Source organism: Aeromonas rivipollensis (assembly GCF_037811135.1).
GTDB classification, from domain to species: domain Bacteria; phylum Pseudomonadota; class Gammaproteobacteria; order Enterobacterales; family Aeromonadaceae; genus Aeromonas; species Aeromonas rivipollensis.
Genome location: NZ_CP149130.1, coordinates 3,310,025 through 3,331,851, shown reverse-complemented (window position 1 = coordinate 3,331,851; position 21,827 = coordinate 3,310,025). Strand labels below are relative to the sequence as shown.

The following is a 21,827-nucleotide window of genomic DNA, read 5'->3' as shown; positions in this document are numbered from 1 at the left end:
GCCGAGGAGCACGCAGATGAACGACACCACACTGCACTATGTATATGACCCCCTCTGTGGCTGGTGCTATGGCGCCGCCCCCCTGCTCGAGGCCGCGGCCGGGATCCCGGATTTGCAGATAGCGCTGCATGCGGGCGGCCTCTGGCTGGGCCCGCGCCGCCAGCAGATGGGCCAGGCCCTGCGGGACCATGTCCGCCCCCATGACGAGCGGATCCAGGCCCTGACCGGCCAGCCTTTCGGTGAGCGCTACTTCAACGAGCTCTTGCTCAGCGACGGCCTCTTCCTCGACTCCGAACCCCCCATCCGGGCCATATTGGCGGTCACCGAACTGGGTGGCGATGGTTTGAGCCTGCTGCATCGCATTCAGCAGTCCCATTACCTTGACGGTCAGTGGGTCGGCGATCAGGCCCATCTCGCGCTGCTGGCGCAGGAGCAGGGCATCACGGCGGAGGCGTTCGCCAAGGCCTGCCAGCAGGTGGATCTCGCCGGGCATCTGGCCCAAAGCCAGGGCTGGCTGCGCCGGCTCGGCGGACAGGGATTCCCGACCCTCGGGCTGATGCGGGGAGGAAGCCTCATCCCGCTGCCCGTCTCCTCATTCTTGGGGGAGCCGCAAGCCTTCGCGAGCCATCTCGCCGCCCTGATGACGGCCTGATCCTGGCCATGCCCGGGTCTGCCGCATCGGCCCCTGGGGTCAGGTCAGCGGGGCAGACCGGGTTGGCGGGGTGGGGGAGGTCACTCCCCGTTTCGGGCTTCCCTTGTCCCCCGCACCGTTCTTGGGCATGCTAACGGCCTCTTTAGATTGGCAGGATGCAGTACCTATGAACCTTCGCGATCTCGAGTACCTGGTAGCGCTGGAAGAGGAGAAACATTTTCGCAAGGCGGCGGAGCGCTGCTTCGTCAGCCAGCCGACCCTGAGCGGCCAGCTGCGCAAGCTGGAAGATGAGCTGGGGGTGATCCTGATCGAGCGCACCTCCCGCAAGGTGTTGTTTACCCCGGCCGGCGATGCCATGGCCCTGCAGGCCCGCAAGGTACTGAAAGAGGTGCGCGAGCTCAAGAGCATAGGCCAGCACTTCGCCGAGCCCATGTCCGGCGAGATCCACATCGGCTTCATTCCCACAGTGGGCCCCTATCTCTTGCCCCACATCATTCAGGATCTGCGGGAACACTTTCCCAAGCTGGAGTTCTATCTCTACGAGGAGCAGACCCAGGTGCTGCTCAAGCGGCTGGAGGAGGGGGAGCTGGATTGCCTGGTGCTCGCCGAGCTGGAGGGCATGGACGGCTTTGGCTCCATCCCTCTCTATCAGGAGCCCATGTGGCTGGCGGTGCCCCAGCACCATCCGGAAGCCAGTGCCCGGGCTGTGCCGCTGCACAACCTCAAGGGCAAGAAATTGCTGATGCTGGCCGATGGCCACTGTCTGCGGGAGCAGGCGCTGGGCTTCTGTTTTGCCGCCGGCATAGGTGAGGATCAGCGCTTCAAGGGCACCAGTCTCGAGACCCTGCGCAACATGGTGGCGGCCGGCAGCGGCATGACGCTGGTGCCCAGGCTGGCGGTGCCCGCCAACGCCGAGGAGGGGGGCGTCAGCTATCGCCCGGTGATAGACCCTGTGCCGGGGCGCACCATCTCCCTGCTCTATCGCCACTACTCGGTGCGTCGCCCCTGCTTCAATGAGCTGGCGGCCCGCATCTCAGCCCTGATGAAGGGGCTGCTCGGCTGAGGAGACAGATAAAAAAACCGGCGCCCTGGCGCCGGTTTTTTTTGCCGCATCGGGCAGCTTAGAAGATGTCGTCGGTGGAGACGGGGCCATCGCTGCTGGAGCCATCGCCGCCGTAGACCTCATTGCCATCGGAGAGCTGGCTCGCATAACGGGTCGGTTCAGTTCCTTCCTTGAAGAACTCCTCCATGCTGGCGCCATCGGTACGGTTGGTCAGCAGACCTGTCTCCCGATCGATGCGTACCTGCATGATCCCTTCGGGAACCGGCATCTTGCGCTCCGGCACTTGCTGCAGGGCCGTCTTCATGAAGTCGATCCAGATGGGCTGGGCTGCGCCGCCACCGAATTCGGCCCGGCCAAGACCGCGCTGGTGGTTGTCAAAACCTATCCAGGAGGTGGCCACCAGATTCGGGGTGTAACCGGAGAACCAGGCATCCCTCGATTCGTTGGTGGTTCCGGTCTTGCCCGAGATGTCGTGACGCTTGAGGTCACGGGCCGCGCGCCAGCCAGTACCACGCCAGCCATTGCCACCCCAGATGGCGGTGGTCAGGGTGTCGGTGATCAGGAAGGCGCTCTGGGCACTGATGGTCTGGGGCGCCATGTTGTTGGGCACCACAGGGTCAATCGGGCACTGAGCTTTCCAGTCAGGGACGGTATTGGCGTAGGCATCGGCGCTGTCGAGCCCGGCGGCGGCCAGCACACCGCAGTCGCGGCAGGCGGCGGCCGGGTTGGCCTGATACAGGGGAGTGCCAAAGCTGTCGGTCACTTCGGTGATGAAGTACGGGGTCACCTGGAAGCCGCCATTGGCCAGCACCGAGTAGCCGCGCACCACTTCCAGCGGGGTGAACTCGGCGGCCCCCAGGGCCAGGGATTCGTTGGCGGAGATGTGCTCGCGGGCGAAGCCGAAGCGGGTCAGGCCATCGATATAGGTATCCAGCCCGATGGCGCGCATCAGCCGGACCGACATCACGTTCTTGGACTTGGCGAGGCCAAGGCGCAGTGTGGTCGGGCCCTCATAGATGGCCGGCGAGTTCTTTGGTTGCCACATGGGGCCCTTAGCGGGGTCCCACTGGTTGATCGGGGCGTCGTTGATGAGGGACGCCAGGGTATAACCCTGCTCCAGTGCGGTGGCATAGAGGAAGGGCTTGATGTTGGAGCCGACCTGGCGGCGAGCCTGATCGACCCGGTTGAACTTGGAGATCTCGAAGCTGAAGCCGCCGACCAGGGCCTCGATGGCACCGTCCTGCGGGTTCATGGCGACCAGGGCGGCGTTGACGTCAGGGATCTGGGAGAGCAGCAGCTCTTCTCCTTTCTCCCGCACCCAGATCTGGGCACCGACTTTGAGCACATCCCGTGCCGATTTAGGTGGATAGGTCTGGCGATCGTCGGTGATGAAAGTTCGGGCCCACTTGATGCCGTTCCAGCCCAGTTCGGCCTGCTTGCCATTCTTCAGCACCAGGGTGGCGCTCTTGTCACCGACCTTGGTGACCACGGCGGCCATCAGCGGCTGATAGGTCGGTTGCTTGGCCAGGTGGGCCATGATCTGGTCATAGTCCCAGGCCGCTTCCCCGGCCTTCCACAGCAGGGCGGTCGGGCCGCGATAGCCGTGGCGGGTGTCATAGTCAAAGACGCCGTCCAGCAGCGCCTGGTGGGCGGCGCGCTGGCGCTTGGCGGTGACAGTGGTGTAGACGTGCAGCCCCATGGTGTAGGCATCTTCACCAAACTGCTCCACCATCTTCTGGCGCACCATCTCGCTCAGGTAAGGTGCATTGAGGGTCGTCTCGGCACCGTGATAACGGGCCTTGACCGGCATCTTGGAGGCCTCATCAAACTGGGCCTGGGTGATCTTGCCAGTCTCCAGCATGCGGCCCAGCACCACGTTGCGGCGCGCAAAGGCGCGCTCCGGCGAACGTATGGGGTTCAGCATGGAGGGGGCTTTCGGCAACCCGGCGATGATGGCGATCTCGTCCAGGGTCAGATCCTTGACGTCTTTGCCGAAGTAGACCTGGGCGGCGGCGCCGACCCCGAATGCCCGGTAACCCAGGGGTATCTTGTTGAGATAAAGGGTGAGGATCTCATCCTTGGAGAGATTCTGCTCGATGCGCCAGGCCAGGAAGACTTCCTTTATCTTTCGCACCAGTGTCTTCTCGTTGCTCAGGAAGAAGTTGCGCGCAACTTGCTGGGTGATGGTACTGGCGCCCTGGCGGGCCTGGCCGGAGACAGCCCAGACGGTGGCGGCCCGGATGATGCCGATGGGGTCTATGCCCGGGTGCTCATAGAAGCGGGCATCTTCGGTGGCGAGCACGGCATCTATCATGGACTGGGGAATTTCATCCAGCCGCAGCGGGATACGACGAATTTCGCCAAATTGGGAGATCAACTCCCCATCCCGGCTGTACACCTTCATCGGGGTGGCCAGTTTGACATCGCGCAGGGCGCTCACATCCGGCAACTGGGGCTTGATGTAGAAGTAGATACCGATGAGGCTGGCAACACCCAGCACTGCACCCAGCATCATGACAATAAACAGGCGAACGAGCCATTTCAGCATGGAAGAACTACCAATCGTCTTAAAATTAGCCAACGGGCGCAGAGTATAGCCTTTTTACCCTCGCGGATTCGAGGTTTTCCTGTCCGGGGACATCGACCTCGAGAAGAGGCGGGAGGGTAGCATTCCAGGACGCAATTACCAAGGGGGCCGCAATCAAGGCCAAAAGGAGAGCAGCGTCAACTTTTGACATAAACTTTATGACATTGATAGTTAGAGCATTATATTGAGTTAAGTCATCACCTCGTGATGCGCTGTCCTACAATAAGTCCTAAAACCCAATAACGCATGGATGTGTATATGTTTGGGCTATTAAGTAAGGGATCCCTCCTCTCCTTGGCGGGCATTGATTTTGGCAGTCAAACCATCAAGGCCGTCACCCTCAGCGGACGTCCTGGCAAGGTGCATCTCGAATCGGTTGCCGAGATAGCCATGCCCAAGGGCACTCTGGTCGATTATCAACTGCAGGACATTGAACGGGTCAGCCAGTCCCTCAAGTCGCTCAAGCGACTCATTCAAGGGGATTGTCAGCAGGTTGCCACGGCCGTGACAGGCTCCAATGTCATCACCAAGGTCATTCAGGTTGATGCCAACATCAACGAGAACGAGCTGGAGAACCAGGTTCACCTGGAGGCAGAACAGCTCATTCCCTTCCCCCTCGATGAGGTCAGCCTGGATTTCGAGATCCTCGGTCTGACGGCCGACGAGAGCCGTCAGGAGGTGCTGCTGAGCGCGGCGCGCACCGAGAGCGTCAACGGCCGGGTCAGTGCGCTGACGGAGGCTGGCATGAATACCATGGTGGTGGACGTGGGAGCCCATGCGCTGGGACGTGCCGTGCTGGCCTGTCTGCCCGAGCTGCAAACCTGGGACAAGCCGGTCGGCATCGTCGACATAGGCGCCAGTGCCATGACCTTTGCCGCCCTGCTCAGGGGGGAGGTCGTCTATTCCCGTCTGCAGAACTTCGGTGGAGATCAATACAGCCAGGCCCTGGCCTCTTTTTACAGCATGAGTCTGGAAGAGGCGGAGCTTGCCAAGGTTCAGGGCAGCTTGCCTGCCGACCATGAGGTGGATGTGTTGTTGCCCCACCTCAGCACGCTGGTGTTGCAGGTCAGGCGCAATGTGCAGCTCTTTTGCAGCTCGTCCGGCAACAAGGAGTTGTCAAAACTGGTGTTGACGGGAGGGGGCAGCCTGCTGCCGGGTCTCGCCGGGCAGCTAGGCAGCGAGCTCAACTGTGAAGTGCTGCATCCCGACCCCTTCGCCTTGTTTGGCAAACCCAGGGGGGAAGGTGGCCTCATCCATGGGGCCAAATACATGGCGGCATTCGGTCTGGCACTGCGGAGCTTCACACCATGTCAAATATAAACCTCCTGCCCTGGCGGCTGGCCAGGGCTCAGCGCCAGAAGAAGCAGTTTGGCATCATGATCGGCCTTTTTCTGGCGGCCACCGCCTCCCTTGCCTTTGCCGTCGACTGGCTGGTGCAGCAGCAGATCGGCTATCAGCAGCAGCGCAACCAGCGTCTGCAGCAGGAGATGGCCACACTCGATACCCAGCTCGGCGAGATCCGGCTGCTCAAGGAGCGCCGCAAGGAGCTGATCGATCGGATGCAGCTTATCGAGCAGTTGCAGACAAGGCGCAACATACCGGTGCGCCTGTTCAACCAGCTACCGGTGCTGGTGCCCAATGGGGTCTATCTTAATACCCTGGCCTTGCAGGCCAACAGAATCGATGTCAACGGCAAGGCCGAAGCCTATGGCCGGGTTGCCAGCATGATGAGGCGCATCGATGGGTCTGGCTGGCTGGGACAGTCTCAGCTCAGCACCATCTTCACGGCAGATGTGGCGCCCGTGGCCCTCAGCCAGTTCTCCATGATGTTCCAGATCGCCGGCGTCGCTCCGGTCGCGACTAAGGGGCAACAATGAACCTGCAACAACTCAATGACCTGGATCTCAATGACATCGCGCGCTGGCCGAATGTTGCCAAGGGGATCTTCATCCTTTTTTGCTGTGCCTTGCTGGGGGGCGCCATTTACTACTATGTGATTGCCAACTCCCTGACGGCCTTGCGGCAGGAGGCGGCTAAAGAGCAGGAGCTGAAGGCCCAATTCGAGAGCAAGGCCATGCTGGCCGCCAACCTGGAGGCATACAGAAAGCAGATGGTGCAGCTTGAACATCTGGTGGATACCCAGCTCAAGCAGTTGCCCAATACCCATGAAGTGGCGGGGCTGCTGGATGACATCAGCTTCATTGCCACCGATAACGGGCTCAAATTGAACAGGATCAACTGGGAGGCAGAGGTCAAACACGAATTCTCGACCGAATTGCCCATGCGCATCGAGGTGGTGGGCACCTATCACGAGCTCGGCAAGTTCACGGCAGACATGGCCGCGTTGCCGCGCATCGTTATCCTGGAGTCGTTTCAGCTCAATCAAGGCCGGGGCCAGGACGAGTTGATAGGCATGTCGATGCAGGCCAAGACCTACAAGTACAACGGCAAAACCCTGGAGCAGAAGCCATGAGCATGAGAGTGATCGGACTCCTCTTGCCGGTGCTGTTGTTGACGGCCTGTGGCGGGCAGGAGGACATGGACGAGTACGTACAACAAACCAAGGCGAGAAAACCCATCCCGATCGAGCCCCTGCCGGAGATAAAACCATTCTCCCCCATGGCCTATCAGCGCAGTGATCAACGCAGCCCCTTCATTGAACCGCAACCAGAGACCAGCTCCAGGGTGGATGCCAAGACCAAGCCGGACTGCGCCCAGATAGTGGCCAGTCGGGAGAAGGAGGTGCTGGAACGCTACTCGCTGGCCAGCTTGAGCATGAAGGGATCCATCGGCAAACAGGGACAGTTGTGGGCACTGATCAGGACCCCGGACGGGCAAGCCGTGCGTGTGGGGCTCAATCAGTACATGGGGCTGGATCAGGGAAGAGTCATCAAGATAACGAACACCCATGTTGACTTGATGGAAACGGTACCGGATGGCAAAGGATGCTGGGTCACCCGAGAAACTCAGCTGGCCATGGCCAATCTCGACGCAAAACTATGATCAGGGATGAGCAGAGATGAGAACAACAATAAGAAGGATGAGGGGTGTGGCGCTGATGTGGCTGGGCGTATGCACTCAGGTGTGGGCGGTGCCGGCGTTGCAAGAGGTCAAGGTGAATCCGCTGCTGGCCGATCAACTCTTGCTGGAGCTGAGCTTCAGCGAGCCAGTGAGCGGATTTACCGACAGACTGTCGTATGAACCCAATCAGCTCCTGCTGCACGTGCCCGGCGCCATAGGGGCGCTGACGGTCAACCCGCTGCCCATCAAGCAGCAGGGGGTGGACAACCTCAAGGTGGAGGGCAAGGGAGAGGGGCTGGATATCAAGATAGCCCTCGATCAGCTGACCCCTTATCAGGTCCATCAACAGGGCAACAAATTGCTGGTGTCATTGGGAGAGAAGGCCGGCCAGCCGGTGGCTGCGACTGCGGTCTCCCCTGCTGCCAGTCCGTCGGCGCTTGTCAGGAGTCAGCCTGTGACCCAGTCTGCACTGATTGATACCCAGCGGGTCGCCCAGAACCAGTCTCAGTACCAGCCCGCGGCTGTCTCCTCTCCCATGGCGGCTCCCGCCCCTGTTGCTGCCAGCAAACCTGTGTTGTCCGTCTCGCAGGCGAATACAGGTGGTGCTTATTTCAACTCGGTCAAGGGGGTGGATTTTCGCCGTGGCAAGGAGGGACAGGGGGAGTTTCTTGTCACCCTGGACAACAGCTCGGCGGCAGTGGATGTGAGCAGCCGCGGCCAGAAGGTGCTAGCCAAGTTCCACGGTACCCGGATCCCGGATGATCAGCTGAACCTTATCAATGTGCAGGATTTTGCGACCCCGGTCTCCCAGGTGGAGGTGTTCCGCCAGGGCAATGACACCTTGTTTGAGCTCTCGGTCAACGGCCAGTTTGATTATCGCTACGACCAGGCCGACAAGATGTTCATCATAGAGGTGAAGAAGCGGGTCGCGACCACGACAGCGAAACAATATCAGGGCAAGCCAATCTCGTTGAACTTCCAGGATATTCCTGTTCGGACAGTGCTGCAGATCATCGCCGACTTCAACAACCTCAATCTGGTGACCACTGATTCCGTCTCCGGCAATATCACGCTGCGTCTCGATGGTGTGCCCTGGGAGCAAGCGCTCGACATCATCCTCAAGGTCAGAGGGCTCGACAAGCGGCTGGACAACAACATCCTGCTGGTGGCCCCGGCGGACGAGATTGCCGCACGAGAGAAACAGCAGCTGGAGAGCCGCAACCAGGTAGCCGATCTCGCGCCACTCTATACCGAGTACCTGCAGATCAACTATGCCAAGGCATCCGAAGTGGCGGCCCTGCTCTCCTCCGAGAGCACCAAGCTGCTCTCTCCCAGAGGGGCAGTGAGTGTGGATGAACGTACCAACGTGCTGGTGGTCAAGGACACGGCGGATGTCATCGGCAACGTCAAGCGGATGCTGGATATCCTCGATATCCCGGTCAAGCAGGTGGTGATCGAGGCGCGCATGGTGACCATAGACGACGGCTTCGACGAGGCCCTGGGGGTGCGTTGGGGGGTGACCAAGACGGATGGCCATGGCAACGGCACCTCGGGCACCATAGAGGGCAATGATGGCGCTGGCAATAATGATGGCAGTTCCACCATCACTCGCCCCGACGTGGAAGACAGGCTCAACGTCAACCTGCCGGTGACCAATGCCGCCGGCACCCTGGCCTTCCAGGTCGCCCGTCTGGCCAATGGCACTCTGCTGGATCTCGAACTCTCCGCCCTGGAGAAGGAGAGCAAGGCCGAGATCATTGCGAGCCCTCGCGTCACCACGGCGAACCAGAAGCCGGCCCTGATCGAGCAGGGGACAGAGATCCCCTATGTGGAGTCCTCGTCCAGCGGGGCGACCTCGGTCACCTTCAAGAAGGCGGTGCTGAGTCTCAAGGTCACGCCCCAGATCACCCCGGACAACAGGGTGATTCTGGATCTGACCGTGACCCAGGATACCAAGGGGGAAACCGTCCCGACCGGTACCGGGGATGCGGTCTCCATCAACGCCCAGTCCATCACCACCCAGGTGCTGGTCAACAACGGCGAGACCCTGGTGCTGGGCGGCATCTATCAGCAGACCATCAAGAGCGACGTCAGCAAGGTGCCGCTGCTGGGGGATATTCCCGGCCTGGGTTACCTGTTCAAGAAAACCACCAGCGAGAACAAGAAGCGTGAACTGCTGATCTTCGTGACCCCGAGGATAGTCACCGACGCCCTCTGAAAACTTTACATGTGAGGGTAAAACACATATAACCTTACGCCCCGATGAGGCTGGGGCGTAAGGGCTGCGGTTGCCAGTCCTGGTTTCTATTGAGATAATCCCCCTCCTGATCCATCGCAAGATAAGGTTCATAGGTACCCCGGTCGAGTATTTACCGGGGCCATACAGTTTGTAATTACTAACGAAAAGACATGGCTGAGAAACGCAATATTTTCCTGATAGGTCCCATGGGTGCGGGCAAGAGCACCATAGGTAGACATCTGGCAGAACAACTGCACATGGAGTTTTTCGACTCAGATCATGAGATTGAGCGCCGCAGTGGTGCCGATATCGGCTGGGTGTTCGATGTTGAAGGCGAAGAGGGTTTCCGGATCCGCGAAGAGAAGGTGATCGGTGAACTCGCCGAGCAGCAGGGTATCGTGCTGGCAACGGGCGGCGGCGCCATCAAGAGCCGTGAAACCCGCAACAAACTCTCTGCGCGCGGCATCGTGGTCTACCTCGAAACCACCATTGAAAAGCAACTGGCGCGTACCCAGAGAGACAAGCGTCGCCCCTTGTTGCAAACCGAAGAGCCGCCCCGCGAAGTGCTGGAGCGTCTGGCTCAAGAGCGCAACGCCCTGTATGAAGAAGTCGCGGACTTTGTCATCCAGACGGATGATCAAAGTGCAAAAGTTGTAGCTAATCAAATCGTTAAGTTGATTGGTATGTAATCAATAGAGGACGTCCATGGAAAGGTTGAAGGTCGAACTGGGTGAGCGCAGCTACCCGATTGAGATAGCTGCTGGTCTGTTGCAACGCCCCGAGGTGCTGGCACAGACGATCAAGGGCAAGCGGGTCATGATAGTGACCAACACCGTCGTCGCCCCCTTGTATCTTGAGCAGATCATTCAGTTGCTGCCCGGTTTTCAGGTTGAACACCTGATACTGCCGGATGGCGAGGCCTACAAGACCCTGGCTACCTTCGAGCGGATCATGTCTGCTCTGCTGGAAACCAGTCATGGCCGTGACACCACCCTCATCGCCCTGGGGGGCGGCGTGATAGGCGACGTTGTCGGCTTTGCTGCGGCAAGCTATCAACGAGGCATTCCGTTCATTCAGGTGCCTACCACACTGCTTTCCCAGGTTGACTCCTCCGTCGGCGGCAAGACCGCCGTCAATCACCCTCTTGGCAAAAACATGGTGGGCGCCTTCTATCAGCCCAAGCATGTGATCATCGACACCGACTGCCTCAAGACCCTGCCTGCGCGGGAATTTGCCGCCGGCATGGCCGAAGTGATCAAGTACGGCATCATCTGGGATGCGGCCTTCTTTGCTTGGCTCGAAGTCAACATGGCGCGGCTGCAACGCCTTGACGCCGAAGCCCTTTCCTACGCCATTCGTCGTTGCTGTGAAATCAAGGCCGACGTGGTCGGCCAGGACGAGACCGAGCATGGCGTGCGCGCCCTGCTGAACCTGGGTCACACCTTCGGCCATGCCATCGAGGCCGAGAAGGGCTATGGCAACTGGCTCCATGGGGAGGCGGTGGCGGCGGGCATGATGCTGGCGGCCGAAACGGCCCTGGCCCGTGGCGACATGACGACGCAAGAGGTTGCACGAGTCCGCGACTTGCTGCTGGCGGCGGACCTGCCGGTGCTGGCGCCGTCCGAGATGGACTTTGCCGCCTTCATTCGCCATATGCGCCGTGACAAGAAGGTGCTGGAAGGCAAGCTGCGGCTGGTGTTGCCGATTGGGATCGGGCAGGCCCAGGTGGTGGCCGATGTGACGGATGCGCAGTTGATGGCGGTGATCGAGTCTGGTCGTGACCAATAACAAATTGCTGAAACTGCCTTCCCAGCGGCAGCTGGTTGACCGGCTGCTGCATCTGATTGAGTTCAATCACCCCTTTATTTTTCTCTCAGGCAAGCCCGGCAGCGGCCGTGGCACCCTGTGTGAATCCCTGCTTGCCCAACTGCCTGACTCGGTTCGGGTGGTGAGCCTCATTGGCAGCCCGGCCATGAAGATGGCGGACGTGCGCCAGTTGCTGCTTCAGCAGGTGGTGGCACGCCCCCTGTTCAATGCGCAGGATGCGCTGGCCGACAGCTTCTTCCGCATGCTGGAGGGCAAACCTTCCACCCTGCTGCTCATGATCGAGCGCGCCGACACCCTGCCCGCCGAACTGGTGGGGGAGCTGTGGGCGCTCTGTCGCCATAACGATACCCTGGCCTCTCCCCATAAACTGGCCATCCTGCTCTCGGGCAGTGACGTCTGGTGTCGCGATCAGAAGAGTGCCCTCAAGGGGCGGGCCATGCCCGCGCTCGAGTTGGAAGTCGCGCCACTGAGCGCGCCTGAACAACGCATCTTCCTGTATGAGAAGGCCAAGGAGCTGAAGATCCCGGCGGCCCTCTTGCCCAAGCCGAAAGTGGAAGAGATCCTGAAGGGGGCGGGGGGACACCCGTCCGCCATCATGCAGTCATTGGAGGATGTCATGACCGACAGAAGGCCCAAGAAACGTCAGGCCGAGTTGCCCGTCAAGAAAATTGCGACCGTGCTGGCCCTGGCGGCCGCCGGTTTGCTGGCCCTGAGTTATCTCCCCCTGTTCGAGGAGGCTGGCAAGGAACAGCCCCCGGCCTCGACCCAGGGGATGGCGTTGCCCGACCCCGTCGCGACCGATCCGCTGAGCGTCGGTGCGGCGAGCGGGGCCCAGGGGAGCCAGGCGAGCAGTGGTGCCGATGCCAGCTCCTCAAGCAACCAGGTCGCCCGGGATTGGCAGCCCGATGCCAAGACCTTGCCCAAGAAGGTCGAGAGCGAGACGGTCACCACCGAGTCGAGCAATTACGAGGGGCGCCGGGTCGTCATCTCCGATGAAGTGGTTGAGAAACTGATGACACAGCCCAACGTCAGCGGTGCCCTGCCGACGGCGGTGGTGGACGAGCTGGTCGGAGGGAGTTCCCGCGCGGCCCCGACCGGGGCGGCGGCACAGGCACAGAGCACTGCGCCTGTTGCCAAGGCGACGCCCACTCCAGCCGCGACTGCGCCCGCCGCGGCGCCGGCACCCAAGGTGGCCCTGACGCCGGTGGCGACCCTCAACAAGAAGGCGAGGAACCACTACAGCATCCAGCTGATGGGGGCGAGCAACACCCAGGCGGTCGACAGCTTCGTGGCCGAGCATGGGCTGGCGGGCAAGGTCTGGGTCTACAAGACCCGCTTCCGTGGCAGTCCCTGGTACGTGGTGGTGCAGGGCGATTATGCCAACAGCACCCAGGCCAAGGCGGCGATCCGCAAGCTGTCCCCTGCCTTGCTCAAGGGACAACCCTGGCCCAAGTCGTTTGCCCAGATACAAAAAGAATTGAAGCAATAGCCAGTCGCCCGGGGAAGGGGGTAGAATCGTCCCCCTTTTTTGGGCATTGCCTTCTTAACACCGGACTTCCATGAAAAAAACACGCGCGTTTTTAAAATGGGCCGGGGGAAAATACTCCCTGGTCGAAGAGATTGCCGAGCGCTTGCCGGCCGGGCGTGTGTTGCTGGAGCCCTTCGTCGGAGCGGGCTCAGTGTTTCTCAACACGGATTACGATGCCTATGTGCTCAACGACATCAATCCGGATCTGATCGGTCTCTACAATCACCTCAAGCGGCAGCCGGACAACTTCATCCGCGAGGCGCGCAAGCTGTTTGTGGCCGAGCACAACCACAAGACCGCCTATTATCGGCTGCGCACCCAGTTCAACCAGACCGAAGCCGGGTTCGAACGGGCCCAGCTGTTCCTGTTTCTGAATCGCCACGGGTTCAACGGCCTGTGCCGCTACAACAAAAAGGGCGGCTTCAACGTGCCGTTCGGCTCATACAAGAAGCCCTATTTCCCGGAGAAAGAGCTGTGGGCCTTCGCCGAGAAGGCCCAGAAGGCCACCTTCATCTGCGAGAGTTATGCCGATGCCATGGCCAGGGCGGAGGAAGACTGGGTGATCTACTGCGATCCCCCCTATGCGCCGCTCTCCACCACGGCGAGCTTCACCACCTACTCGGCAGGCGGCTTCACCCTGGATGACCAGGCCCTGCTGGCCAGGCTGGCCCGACATACCGCCGCCCACAAGGGGGTGCCCGTGCTCATCAGCAACCACGACATCGAGCTGACCCGGGAACTCTATCGCGGGGCCCGGCTGGACGAGATCCTGGTCAAGCGCACCATCAGCCGCAACGGAGGCAGCCGCAACAAGGTGGCCGAGCTGCTGGCGCTCTACCCGCCCGGCATAGCCCCCGAGCAGGGCTACTATCCCGGCGAGGCCGAACTGGTCTCTGTCGGTTGAGTCATGAACGGTCCCTGCGGGGACCGTTGTCGTTTCTGCCCAGGCACGGCGCCTGTCTGGTCGGGCAAGTGCAAGGCCCGCGTCTTCTGCACCTGCGGTCCGCATTCCCTGTACGTGCGGGTCGTTTTCATCGCCCATTTGCGATAAAATTGCGCCGCTTTTTCTGCCACGCTGCCAATGGATGACGCTGATGAAAGACTTTCTGATTGCCCCCTCTATCCTCTCCGCCGACTTTGCCCGCCTGGGCGAGGATGTGGCCAAGGTGCTGGCCGCCGGGGCCGACGTGGTGCACTTCGACGTGATGGACAACCACTATGTCCCCAACCTGACCATAGGCCCCATGGTCTGTCAGGCCCTGCGTGACTACGGCATCGAGGCCCCCATCGATGTGCACCTGATGGTCAAGCCGGTGGATCGCATCGTCCCCGATTTCGCCAAGGCGGGTGCCAACCTGATCACCTTCCACCCGGAAGCCTCCGATCACGTGGACCGTACCCTGGGTCTCATCAAGGAGCAGGGTTGCCAGGCCGGTCTGGTGCTGAACCCGGCCACGCCGCTTACCTGCCTGGAGTACGTGATGGACAAGCTGGACGTGATCCTGCTGATGTCGGTCAACCCGGGCTTTGGTGGTCAGAGCTTCATCCCTGGTACCCTCGACAAGCTGCGCCAGGTGCGCCGTCTGATCGACGAGAGCGGCCGTGACATTCGCCTCGAGATCGACGGTGGCGTCAAGGTGGAGAACATCCGCGACATCGCCGCCGCCGGGGCTGACATGTTCGTGGCGGGCTCCGCCATCTTCGGCAAGCCAGATTACAAGGCGGTGATCGACCAGATGCGGGCGGAGCTGGCTCATGTCCGTTGAACGTCCCTTCGATCTGGTGCTGTTCGATCTGGATGGCACCCTGATTGACAGCGCCTCCCAGCTGGCGCTGGCGGTCAACCGCACCCTGACCGATCTGGGGCTGCCCGAGGCCGACGAGGCCGTGGTGCGCACCTGGGTCGGCAACGGTGCCGACAAGCTGATCCAGCGCGCGCTGGATTATCGCGAGGCGCCCGAGCAATTTGCCAAGGCCCGCCCCCTGTTTGACCAGCACTATCAGGCCTGCCTGCTGCAAGGGCTGGCCATGTATGACGGGGTGGAGCAGAGCCTGCGCCGCCTGCAGGCGCTCGGTTACCGCCAGGCCGTAGTGACCAACAAGCCGAGTCACTTCGTGCAGCCCATTCTGGATGCCCTCGGTATCGGCGACTGCTTCGCGCTCTGGCTGGGGGGCAACTGCGTGCCCGTCAAGAAGCCGAGCCCGGATCCGCTGCTGCTGGCCTGCCACGAGTTGGGTGTCAGCCCGTCGCGCACCCTGATGGTGGGAGACTCCGAAAATGATGTGCTGGCCGCCCAGGCTGCCGGCATGAAGGTGGTGGGGCTCACCTACGGCTACAACTATGGCCGTCCCATCGCAGATTCCCGCCCTGACTGGGTATGCGAGCAGTTTGCAGAGCTCGATGCCCTCTTGGCTGAATAACAAGGATCAACACATTCATGGCTAAACCAATCGTATTGAGCGGGGCCCAACCCTCGGGCCAGCTGACCATAGGCAACTACATGGGCGCCTTGCGTCAGTGGGTCAACATGCAGGATGACTTCGACTGCCTCTACTGCATCGTCGATCTGCACGCCATCACCACCCGCCAGGAGCCTGCCGCTCTGCGCAAGGCGTGCCTGGATGCCGCCGCCCTCTATCTGGCGGTCGGCATCGATCCGGCCAAGAGCACCGTCTTCATCCAGTCCCATGTGCCCCAGCACGCCGAGCTGGGCTGGATCCTGAACTGCTACACCCAGATGGGCGAGCTGTCGCGCATGACCCAGTTCAAGGACAAGTCCGCCCGTTTCGAGAACAACGTCAACGTCGGCCTGTTCGGCTATCCGGTGCTGATGGCGGCGGACATCCTGCTCTATCAGGCCAATCAGGTGCCGGTCGGCAACGACCAGAAGCAGCATCTGGAGCTGACCCGCGACATCTGCACCCGGTTCAACAACCTCTACGGCGAGGTGTTCACCCTGCCTGAGCCCTTCATCCCGACCGACGGAGCCCGGGTGATGAGCCTGCAGGATCCCACCAAGAAGATGTCCAAGTCCGACGACAACGAGGCGAACTTCATCGGCCTGCTGGAAGATCCCAAGCAGATCGTCAAGAAGATCAAGCGGGCGATGACCGACTCCGACGAGCCGGCCGTGGTGCGCTTCGATCCCGAGAACAAGCCGGGGGTCTCCAACCTGCTGACCCTGATGTCCGGTGTGACAGGTCGCTCCATCCCCGAGCTCGAGCAGCACTTCGAGGGCAAGATGTATGGCCACCTCAAGAGCGAGACGGCCGATGCCGTGGTCGCCCTGCTGGAACCCATCCAGGCCCGCTTCCGCGAGTTGCGTCAGGATGAGACTCATCTGCAGGCAATTTTGGCGGCTGGCGCACAAAAGGCGCGGGAAAGGGCTGAAAAAACCCTGATCAGCGTATATGATGTTGTCGGCTTCGTTCCTCGAGCCTGACATACTGGGAAGGTGTAGTTGTAGAGAGCTGGGTATTTGCCTGGCTTTCTTTGTTTTACCCGACCCCTGGTTCGTCATCTCCTCTTCCAATGTCAAACGCGGGCGCTTGCCCCAAGAGAAAGCATGTCTGTCGAATCAAATGCAATGATTGAAGAACTGAGTGACAAGGGCCACTGGCTGCGCAAGTTCCGCAAGGCCAAGAACCTCAACACCCTGCAGCTGATGGTCTCCAATGCCATCGACAAGCACCACAAGACTCCGGCCATCGCCGCCGCCATCTATCTGGCCGAATGCCAGCGCGAGCGCGAGCTGGAGCAGGGGCGTTATCTGGATCGCTGAAGCGCTCCCGGGTTCTGCCCATCTGCCGATGGGCCGCCATTTCACACCCCGCTTTCGGCCCTTGCGCCTTGCTTCGTCTGTTCCCCTGCCCAGTCATGGGCTATCCGGCGTCTTCTGCCTGCTCTCGTTCGCTTCCCTGCTAAAGGGCATGGGTTGCATGGGGAAATGCCATCGAGATGGCAGAGAGTGGGTCTTGCAGAATTGAGGCCGCCATCCATACCAGCGCATAGCCCCTCAGCGGTTTATTAACGGGGGCAGACATGCCAGAATGCGCGGCGTTTGTCCGTGGACGGCTGGCATACGCAGTCCGATCACCGTCTCTGTTCCATTCCCAGGGCTCTCTCATGCTGCTACTCATCGACAACTACGACTCCTTTACCTGGAACCTGGTGCAATATTTTGGCGCCCTGGGGCAAGAGGTGGTGGTCAAGCGCAACGATGAGCTCAGCCTGGACGAGATAGCCAGGCTTGCCCCCAGTCATCTGGTGATCTCCCCCGGTCCCTGTACGCCGAACGAGGCGGGCATCTCTCTGGCTGCCATCTCCCGTTTTGCCGGCGAGATCCCCATCCTCGGCGTCTGCCTCGGCCACCAGTCCCTGGCCCAGGCGTTCGGGGCCCGGGTGGTCCGTGCCCGCCAGGTGATGCACGGCAAGACCTCCCTCATCCGCCATCGTGGGGAGGGGGTGTTCAAGGGGCTCAAGGATCCGCTGCGGGTTACCCGCTACCATTCGCTCATCGTGGAACGGGAAACCCTGCCCGATTGCTTCGAGGTTACCGCCTGGAGCGAACACGCCGATGGCTCCATGGACGAGATCATGGGGCTGCGGCATAAAACACTGGCACTGGAGGGCGTTCAGTTCCACCCGGAAAGCATTTTGAGTGAGCAGGGGCACCAGTTGCTGGCCAACTTTTTGGCCGTTTCCTGAAAAAATCGTGATCCTCATCTCATAATCGAAATGAGGCCAAAAAAATTTTCCCTGACACTTTATTCACCCTGCTTCCTGCCCAAATTATCTCTTGCCAACACCCCCTGAGCCGTTATGCAATGCGGTTGCCTAAAATCTCACGGGCAATCGAACATTGTTCCTCATTGGCGGTTAAGTTACAGACTTTTTACTTTTTTTCTGTGATAATTCCGCCACGTTTACACGGATTTAACTTTTGGGCGGTGGATTATTCTGCCGCGATATAGCAGGAGAGCAATATGTCAGAGTTGTTGGCAGTGACACGTGAAGTGTTTGATGAAGTGATGGTTCCCAACTATGCGCCGGCCAAGATCATTCCGGTACGCGGCGAGGGATCACGTGTCTGGGATCAGGAAGGCCGCGAGTATGTCGACTTCGCGGGCGGGATCGCGGTCAATGGTCTGGGCCATTGTCATCCCAAGCTGGTCGAAGCCCTGAAAACCCAGGGCGAGAAGCTGTGGCACCTCTCCAACGTGATGACCAACGAGCCGGCCCTGCGCCTGGCCAAGAAGCTGGTCGCCGCCACCTTTGCCGAGAAGGTCTATTTCTGCAACTCCGGCGCCGAAGCGAACGAAGCCGCCCTCAAGCTGGCCCGTCGTTACGCCATCGACAAGTTCGGTGCCCACAAGACCCAGATCATCGCCTTCCACCAGGGCTTCCACGGCCGCACCTTCTTCACCGTGAGCGTCGGCGGCCAGGCGGCCTACTCCGATGGTTTCGGTCCCAAGCCCGCCGACATCACCCACGTGACCTACAACGATCTGGCCGAGCTGGCCTCCGTCATCTCCGACAATACCTGCGCCGTGGTGATGGAGCCTCTGCAAGGTGAGGGTGGCATCATCAGCCCCACCGACGAGTTTGCCAAAGGGGTGCGCGAGCTGTGCGACAAGCACAACGCCCTGCTGATCTATGACGAGGTGCAATCCGGGGTCGGTCGTACCGGCGAGCTGTTCGCCTATATGGGCCTTGGCGTCACGCCGGACATCCTCACCAGCGCCAAGGCGCTGGGCGGCGGCTTCCCCATCGGCGCCATGCTGACCACCACCGAGATCGCTTCCCACCTGAAAGTGGGCACTCACGGCTCCACTTACGGCGGCAACCCGCTGGCGTGCGCCGTGGCCGAAGCCGTGCTGGACGTGGTCAACACCCCACAAGTGCTGAGCGGTATCAAGCAGCGCGAGCAGCTGTTCCGCGACGGTCTCGCTGCCATCAACGCCAAGTACCACTGCTTCAGCGAAGTGCGTGGTCAGGGCCTGCTGCTCGGCGCCGTGCTCAACGATGACTTCAAGGGGCGCTCCCGCGACTTCCTGCTGGCCTCCATCGACCAGGGGTTGATGGCGCTGGTGGCAGGCACCAACGTGGTGCGCTTCGCCCCCTCCCTGGTGATCCCGGAAGCGGACATCAAGGAAGGGTTGGCCCGGTTCGAGAAAGCGGTTGCTCAGGTGGTCAACGCCTGATCCAAATTGAGGTGGGGAGCCCTCCCGGCAGGAGCCGGGACCCCACCTGTCGTCAATGAAAGGGAGTTGTCATTTATGTTGGTTATCCGTCCTATCGAGCAGCGCGACTTCGCCGGCCTCAAGACCTGTGCCATCGAATCCGGCACCGGCATGACTTCGTTGCCGGTCAACGATGAACTGCTGCAACGCAAGATCGATGCCTCGACCCAGACCTTCCTGGACAAGCCCGCCGGCAAGGGCGACTGCCTCTACTTCTTCGTGGCCGAAGACCTGGAGACCGGCGAGATGGTCGGTACCTGCGCCATAGACGCGGCCGTGGGCCTGTCCCAGCCGTTTTACAACTACCACATCGGCAAGGTGGTGCACTCTTCCCCCAAGCTCGGCATCTACAACGTGGTGGAGACGCTCACCCTCTCCAACGACTACACCGGCAATTCCGAGCTCTGCACCCTGTTTCTGCGCGAATGTGCCCGCGAGGGGCTCAATGGCCGTCTGCTCTCCAAGCACCGCTTTCTGTTCATGGCCGAGCACCCCGAGCTGTTTGACAAGACCGTCTTCGCCGAGATGCGCGGCGTCTCCGATGAGAATGGTCACAGCCCCTTCTACGAGTGGCTGCAAAAGCATTTCTTCTCGATGGACTTTCCCACCGTCGATTACCTCACCGGCATCGGCAAGAAGCGCTTCATCGCCGAGCTGATGCCCAAGTACCCGATTTACGTCAATCTGCTGAGCAACGAGGCGCGCGCCGTCATCGGCCAGACCCACGAGAAGACCCGCCCGGCCATCAAGATGCTGCAGGACGAGGGCTTCGTGAACCGCGGCTATGTCGACATCTTCGATGCCGGCCCCACCGTCGAGTGCGACGTGAAGCACATCCGCAGCGTGCGCCGTAGCCAGAAGCTGGCGGTGCTGGTGGGTGAGCCCATCGGCGGTCACACCTACCTCGTCTGCAACGCCAGGTTCGAGCAATACCGCGCCTGCTACGGCAACATCCGGGTCGATCTGGACAAGCACGAAGCCATCATTCCGCCCAAGATGGCGGCCGCCCTCAAGGTGGAGAGTGGCGACATGGTTCGGGTCGTCGATCTGGAATAACGGGTCCATATCACCGCATTGAAGCAGGCTGCCGAGGCGGCCTGCGCACCACAGGGAGTGAATTGATGATGTCTTTAGTCCAGTTTATCGATGGCCAGTGGCTGGCCGGTGAAGGCAAGCCGTTCGAGTCAAAAGATCCGGCCAGGAACGAAGTGATCTGGCAGGGGGAGGCGGCGAGCGCAGCCCAGGTGGATGCCGCCGTCAAGGCGGCCCGCGCGGCCTTCTACCATTGGTCCGATCTGGCCCTCGAGGATCGTCTGGTCATAGTGCGCCGCTACGCCGATCTGCTCGGCGAGCACAAGGAGGCGCTGGCCCTGACCATCGCCCGGGAAACCGGCAAGCCGCTGTGGGAGACCCGCACCGAAGTGGCTGCCATGCAGGGCAAGATCGCCATCTCCATCCGCGCCCATGACGAGCGCACCGGCACGGTCGAGAACACCATGCCCGGTGCCAAGGCGTTCGTGCGCCACAAGCCCCATGGCGTGGTGGCCGTGTTCGGCCCCTACAACTTCCCGGGCCACCTGCCCAACGGTCACATAGTGCCTGCGCTTATCGCGGGTAACGCAGTGGTGTTCAAGCCCTCCGAGCTCACCCCCATGGTGGCCGAGGCCATGCTGAAGATCTGGCAGGAGGCGGGGCTGCCCAAGGGGGTGCTCAACCTGGTGCAGGGCGAGGTGGAGACCGGCAAGGCGCTGGCCGGCAATCAGGACATCGACGGCCTCTTCTTCACCGGCTCGTCACGCACCGGCCACTTCCTGCATCAGCAGTTTGCCGGTCAGCCGGGCAAGATCCTGGCCCTGGAGATGGGGGGCAACAACCCGCTGATCGTCAAGGACGTGAGCGACATCGACGGTGCCGTCCATGCCATAGTGCAGTCCGCCTTCATCACCTCGGGTCAGCGCTGCACCTGCTCCCGCCGCCTGTTCGTGGAGCGCGGCGCCAAGGGGGATGCCCTGGTGAAACGGCTGGTGGAGGTGGTCGGCCAGATCAGGGTCGGCCTCTATGACGCTGCCGAACAACCCTTTATGGGCGCCATGATAAGCGAGAAGGCGGCGCTGGGCATGGTCGAGGCGCAGGCCAAGCTGCAGCAACTGGGGGGTGAGAGCCTGCTCGCTCTCAAGCATCTGGAGGCGGGCACCGGCTTTGTCTCCCCGGGCATCATCGATGTGACCGCTGTTGCAGCGCTGCCTGACGAAGAGTACTTCGGCCCGCTGCTGCAGCTCATCCGTTACGACGACTTCGATGCTGCCATCGACCAGGGCAACGCCACCAGCTTCGGCCTCTCGGCCGGCCTGCTGGGTGACAGCGAGGCGGACTGGCAGCACTTCTTCAAGCGGATTCGTGCCGGCATCGTCAACTGGAACAAGCCCATCACGGGCGCCTCCAGTGCCGCCCCCTTCGGTGGCATAGGTGCCTCCGGCAACCACAGGGCGAGCGCCTACTACGCCGCCGACTACTGTGCGTACCCGGTTGCCTCGGTGGAAGACAGCAAAGCCGCCATGCCGGATCAGCTGTCGCCTGGCCTGAGGTTCTAGGAAAGAGGCAGATATGAACAGGTAGGTGCTGGCCGACTACTGTACCCATTGCCCGGTTGCCTCCGTCGAAGACAGC

Annotated in this window: 20 protein-coding genes; 19 read left to right on the top strand and 1 reads right to left on the bottom strand. The window is 61.2% G+C overall.

Annotated elements, in window-relative coordinates:
- Positions 1-16: 16 nt before the first annotated feature.
- Positions 17-652, top strand: coding sequence for a DsbA family protein (locus WIR04_RS15055; protein ID WP_338887951.1), 636 nt, complete (start codon positions 17-19; stop codon positions 650-652).
- Between the two features lie 166 nt (positions 653-818).
- Positions 819-1,715 (top strand): DNA-binding transcriptional regulator OxyR, encoded by an 897-nt coding sequence (oxyR, locus tag WIR04_RS15050; protein ID WP_338887949.1) that lies wholly within the window; start codon positions 819-821, stop codon positions 1,713-1,715.
- A 58-nt stretch (positions 1,716-1,773) separates the two neighbouring features.
- On the opposite strand, the gene WIR04_RS15045 is transcribed toward oxyR, so the two are convergent.
- Positions 1,774-4,263 carry a PBP1A family penicillin-binding protein gene (locus WIR04_RS15045; RefSeq protein WP_338887947.1) on the bottom strand — a complete coding sequence of 830 codons (2,490 nt, stop codon included), beginning with the start codon at positions 4,261-4,263 and terminating at the stop codon, positions 1,774-1,776.
- A gap of 297 nt (positions 4,264-4,560) precedes the next feature.
- On the opposite strand from WIR04_RS15045, the gene tapM reads away from it, so the two are divergent.
- The 17 genes from tapM to astD all read left to right on the top strand — a co-directional run bounded on the left by tapM (position 4,561) and on the right by astD (position 21,751).
- Positions 4,561-5,622 carry a PilM family type IVa pilus assembly protein TapM gene (gene tapM / locus WIR04_RS15040; protein WP_338887945.1) on the top strand — a complete coding sequence of 354 codons (1,062 nt, stop codon included), beginning with the start codon at positions 4,561-4,563 and terminating at the stop codon, positions 5,620-5,622.
- Positions 5,610-6,179, top strand: a complete 570-nt coding sequence (gene tapN / locus WIR04_RS15035) for a PilN family type IV pilus biogenesis protein TapN (RefSeq protein WP_106887549.1) — start codon at positions 5,610-5,612, stop codon at positions 6,177-6,179. Before tapM ends, tapN begins: the two co-directional genes overlap by 13 nt.
- Positions 6,176-6,775: a PilO family type IV pilus biogenesis protein TapO gene (gene tapO, locus WIR04_RS15030; RefSeq protein WP_307765055.1), complete on the top strand. Its 600-nt coding sequence runs from the start codon at positions 6,176-6,178 to the stop codon at positions 6,773-6,775. The genes tapN and tapO overlap by 4 nt, the downstream gene beginning before the upstream one ends.
- Before the next feature lie 2 nt (positions 6,776-6,777).
- A complete protein-coding gene (locus WIR04_RS15025; RefSeq protein ID WP_025326151.1) occupies positions 6,778-7,305 on the top strand; it encodes a pilus assembly protein PilP in 528 nt (175 codons plus the stop codon).
- 16 nt (positions 7,306-7,321) lie between these two features.
- A complete protein-coding gene (locus WIR04_RS15020; RefSeq protein WP_338887941.1) occupies positions 7,322-9,541 on the top strand; it encodes a type IV pilus secretin PilQ family protein in 2,220 nt (739 codons plus the stop codon).
- A gap of 191 nt (positions 9,542-9,732) precedes the next feature.
- Entirely contained in the window at positions 9,733-10,251 is a 519-nt protein-coding gene (gene aroK, locus WIR04_RS15015) for a shikimate kinase AroK (RefSeq protein ID WP_010673824.1), read from the top strand.
- Between the two features lie 16 nt (positions 10,252-10,267).
- Positions 10,268-11,350: a 3-dehydroquinate synthase gene (aroB, locus tag WIR04_RS15010; protein WP_338887939.1), complete on the top strand. Its 1,083-nt coding sequence runs from the start codon at positions 10,268-10,270 to the stop codon at positions 11,348-11,350.
- Positions 11,340-12,878 carry an SPOR domain-containing protein gene (locus WIR04_RS15005; RefSeq protein ID WP_338887937.1) on the top strand — a complete coding sequence of 513 codons (1,539 nt, stop codon included), beginning with the start codon at positions 11,340-11,342 and terminating at the stop codon, positions 12,876-12,878. The genes aroB and WIR04_RS15005 overlap by 11 nt, the downstream gene beginning before the upstream one ends.
- A gap of 70 nt (positions 12,879-12,948) precedes the next feature.
- A complete protein-coding gene (locus WIR04_RS15000) occupies positions 12,949-13,821 on the top strand; it encodes a Dam family site-specific DNA-(adenine-N6)-methyltransferase (protein ID WP_025326155.1) in 873 nt (290 codons plus the stop codon).
- A 190-nt stretch (positions 13,822-14,011) separates the two neighbouring features.
- A complete protein-coding gene (gene rpe, locus WIR04_RS14995) occupies positions 14,012-14,683 on the top strand; it encodes a ribulose-phosphate 3-epimerase (protein WP_404837975.1) in 672 nt (223 codons plus the stop codon).
- Complete coding sequence (locus WIR04_RS14990; protein WP_338887935.1) at positions 14,673-15,338, top strand: phosphoglycolate phosphatase; 666 nt, start codon at positions 14,673-14,675, stop codon at positions 15,336-15,338. Before rpe ends, WIR04_RS14990 begins: the two co-directional genes overlap by 11 nt.
- Before the next feature lie 17 nt (positions 15,339-15,355).
- Positions 15,356-16,360: a tryptophan--tRNA ligase gene (trpS, locus tag WIR04_RS14985; RefSeq protein ID WP_025326158.1), complete on the top strand. Its 1,005-nt coding sequence runs from the start codon at positions 15,356-15,358 to the stop codon at positions 16,358-16,360.
- Positions 16,361-16,483: 123 nt separating this feature from the next.
- On the top strand, positions 16,484-16,699 hold the full coding sequence (locus WIR04_RS14980; protein ID WP_338887933.1) for a hypothetical protein: 216 nt from the start codon (positions 16,484-16,486) through the stop codon (positions 16,697-16,699).
- A gap of 344 nt (positions 16,700-17,043) precedes the next feature.
- On the top strand, positions 17,044-17,625 hold the full coding sequence (locus tag WIR04_RS14975) for an aminodeoxychorismate synthase component II (RefSeq protein ID WP_025326160.1): 582 nt from the start codon (positions 17,044-17,046) through the stop codon (positions 17,623-17,625).
- A gap of 278 nt (positions 17,626-17,903) precedes the next feature.
- A complete protein-coding gene (locus tag WIR04_RS14970) occupies positions 17,904-19,121 on the top strand; it encodes an aspartate aminotransferase family protein (protein WP_025326161.1) in 1,218 nt (405 codons plus the stop codon).
- Between the two features lie 75 nt (positions 19,122-19,196).
- Positions 19,197-20,216: an arginine N-succinyltransferase gene (gene astA / locus WIR04_RS14965; RefSeq protein WP_025326162.1), complete on the top strand. Its 1,020-nt coding sequence runs from the start codon at positions 19,197-19,199 to the stop codon at positions 20,214-20,216.
- A 65-nt stretch (positions 20,217-20,281) separates the two neighbouring features.
- Positions 20,282-21,751, top strand: a complete 1,470-nt coding sequence (astD, locus tag WIR04_RS14960; RefSeq protein WP_338887929.1) for a succinylglutamate-semialdehyde dehydrogenase — start codon at positions 20,282-20,284, stop codon at positions 21,749-21,751.
- Positions 21,752-21,827: the final 76 nt, after the last annotated feature.

Excerpts from the sequence above, each read along its gene's own strand:
- WIR04_RS15055 (WP_338887951.1), top strand. The coding sequence starts at position 17 with ATGAACGACACCACACTGCACTATGTATATGACCCCCTCTGTGGCTGG.
- oxyR (WP_338887949.1), top strand. The coding sequence starts at position 819 with ATGAACCTTCGCGATCTCGAGTACCTGGTAGCGCTGGAAGAGGAGAAA.
- WIR04_RS15045 (WP_338887947.1), bottom strand. The coding sequence starts at position 4,263 with ATGCTGAAATGGCTCGTTCGCCTGTTTATTGTCATGATGCTGGGTGCA.
- tapM (WP_338887945.1), top strand. The coding sequence starts at position 4,561 with ATGTTTGGGCTATTAAGTAAGGGATCCCTCCTCTCCTTGGCGGGCATT.
- tapN (WP_106887549.1), top strand. The coding sequence starts at position 5,610 with ATGTCAAATATAAACCTCCTGCCCTGGCGGCTGGCCAGGGCTCAGCGC.
- tapO (WP_307765055.1), top strand. The coding sequence starts at position 6,176 with ATGAACCTGCAACAACTCAATGACCTGGATCTCAATGACATCGCGCGC.
- WIR04_RS15025 (WP_025326151.1), top strand. The coding sequence starts at position 6,778 with ATGAGAGTGATCGGACTCCTCTTGCCGGTGCTGTTGTTGACGGCCTGT.
- WIR04_RS15020 (WP_338887941.1), top strand. The coding sequence starts at position 7,322 with ATGAGAACAACAATAAGAAGGATGAGGGGTGTGGCGCTGATGTGGCTG.
- aroK (WP_010673824.1), top strand. The coding sequence starts at position 9,733 with ATGGCTGAGAAACGCAATATTTTCCTGATAGGTCCCATGGGTGCGGGC.
- aroB (WP_338887939.1), top strand. The coding sequence starts at position 10,268 with ATGGAAAGGTTGAAGGTCGAACTGGGTGAGCGCAGCTACCCGATTGAG.
- WIR04_RS15000 (WP_025326155.1), top strand. The coding sequence starts at position 12,949 with ATGAAAAAAACACGCGCGTTTTTAAAATGGGCCGGGGGAAAATACTCC.
- rpe (WP_404837975.1), top strand. The coding sequence starts at position 14,012 with ATGAAAGACTTTCTGATTGCCCCCTCTATCCTCTCCGCCGACTTTGCC.
- WIR04_RS14990 (WP_338887935.1), top strand. The coding sequence starts at position 14,673 with ATGTCCGTTGAACGTCCCTTCGATCTGGTGCTGTTCGATCTGGATGGC.
- trpS (WP_025326158.1), top strand. The coding sequence starts at position 15,356 with ATGGCTAAACCAATCGTATTGAGCGGGGCCCAACCCTCGGGCCAGCTG.
- WIR04_RS14980 (WP_338887933.1), top strand. The coding sequence starts at position 16,484 with ATGTCTGTCGAATCAAATGCAATGATTGAAGAACTGAGTGACAAGGGC.
- WIR04_RS14975 (WP_025326160.1), top strand. The coding sequence starts at position 17,044 with ATGCTGCTACTCATCGACAACTACGACTCCTTTACCTGGAACCTGGTG.
- WIR04_RS14970 (WP_025326161.1), top strand. The coding sequence starts at position 17,904 with ATGTCAGAGTTGTTGGCAGTGACACGTGAAGTGTTTGATGAAGTGATG.
- astA (WP_025326162.1), top strand. The coding sequence starts at position 19,197 with ATGTTGGTTATCCGTCCTATCGAGCAGCGCGACTTCGCCGGCCTCAAG.
- astD (WP_338887929.1), top strand. The coding sequence starts at position 20,282 with ATGATGTCTTTAGTCCAGTTTATCGATGGCCAGTGGCTGGCCGGTGAA.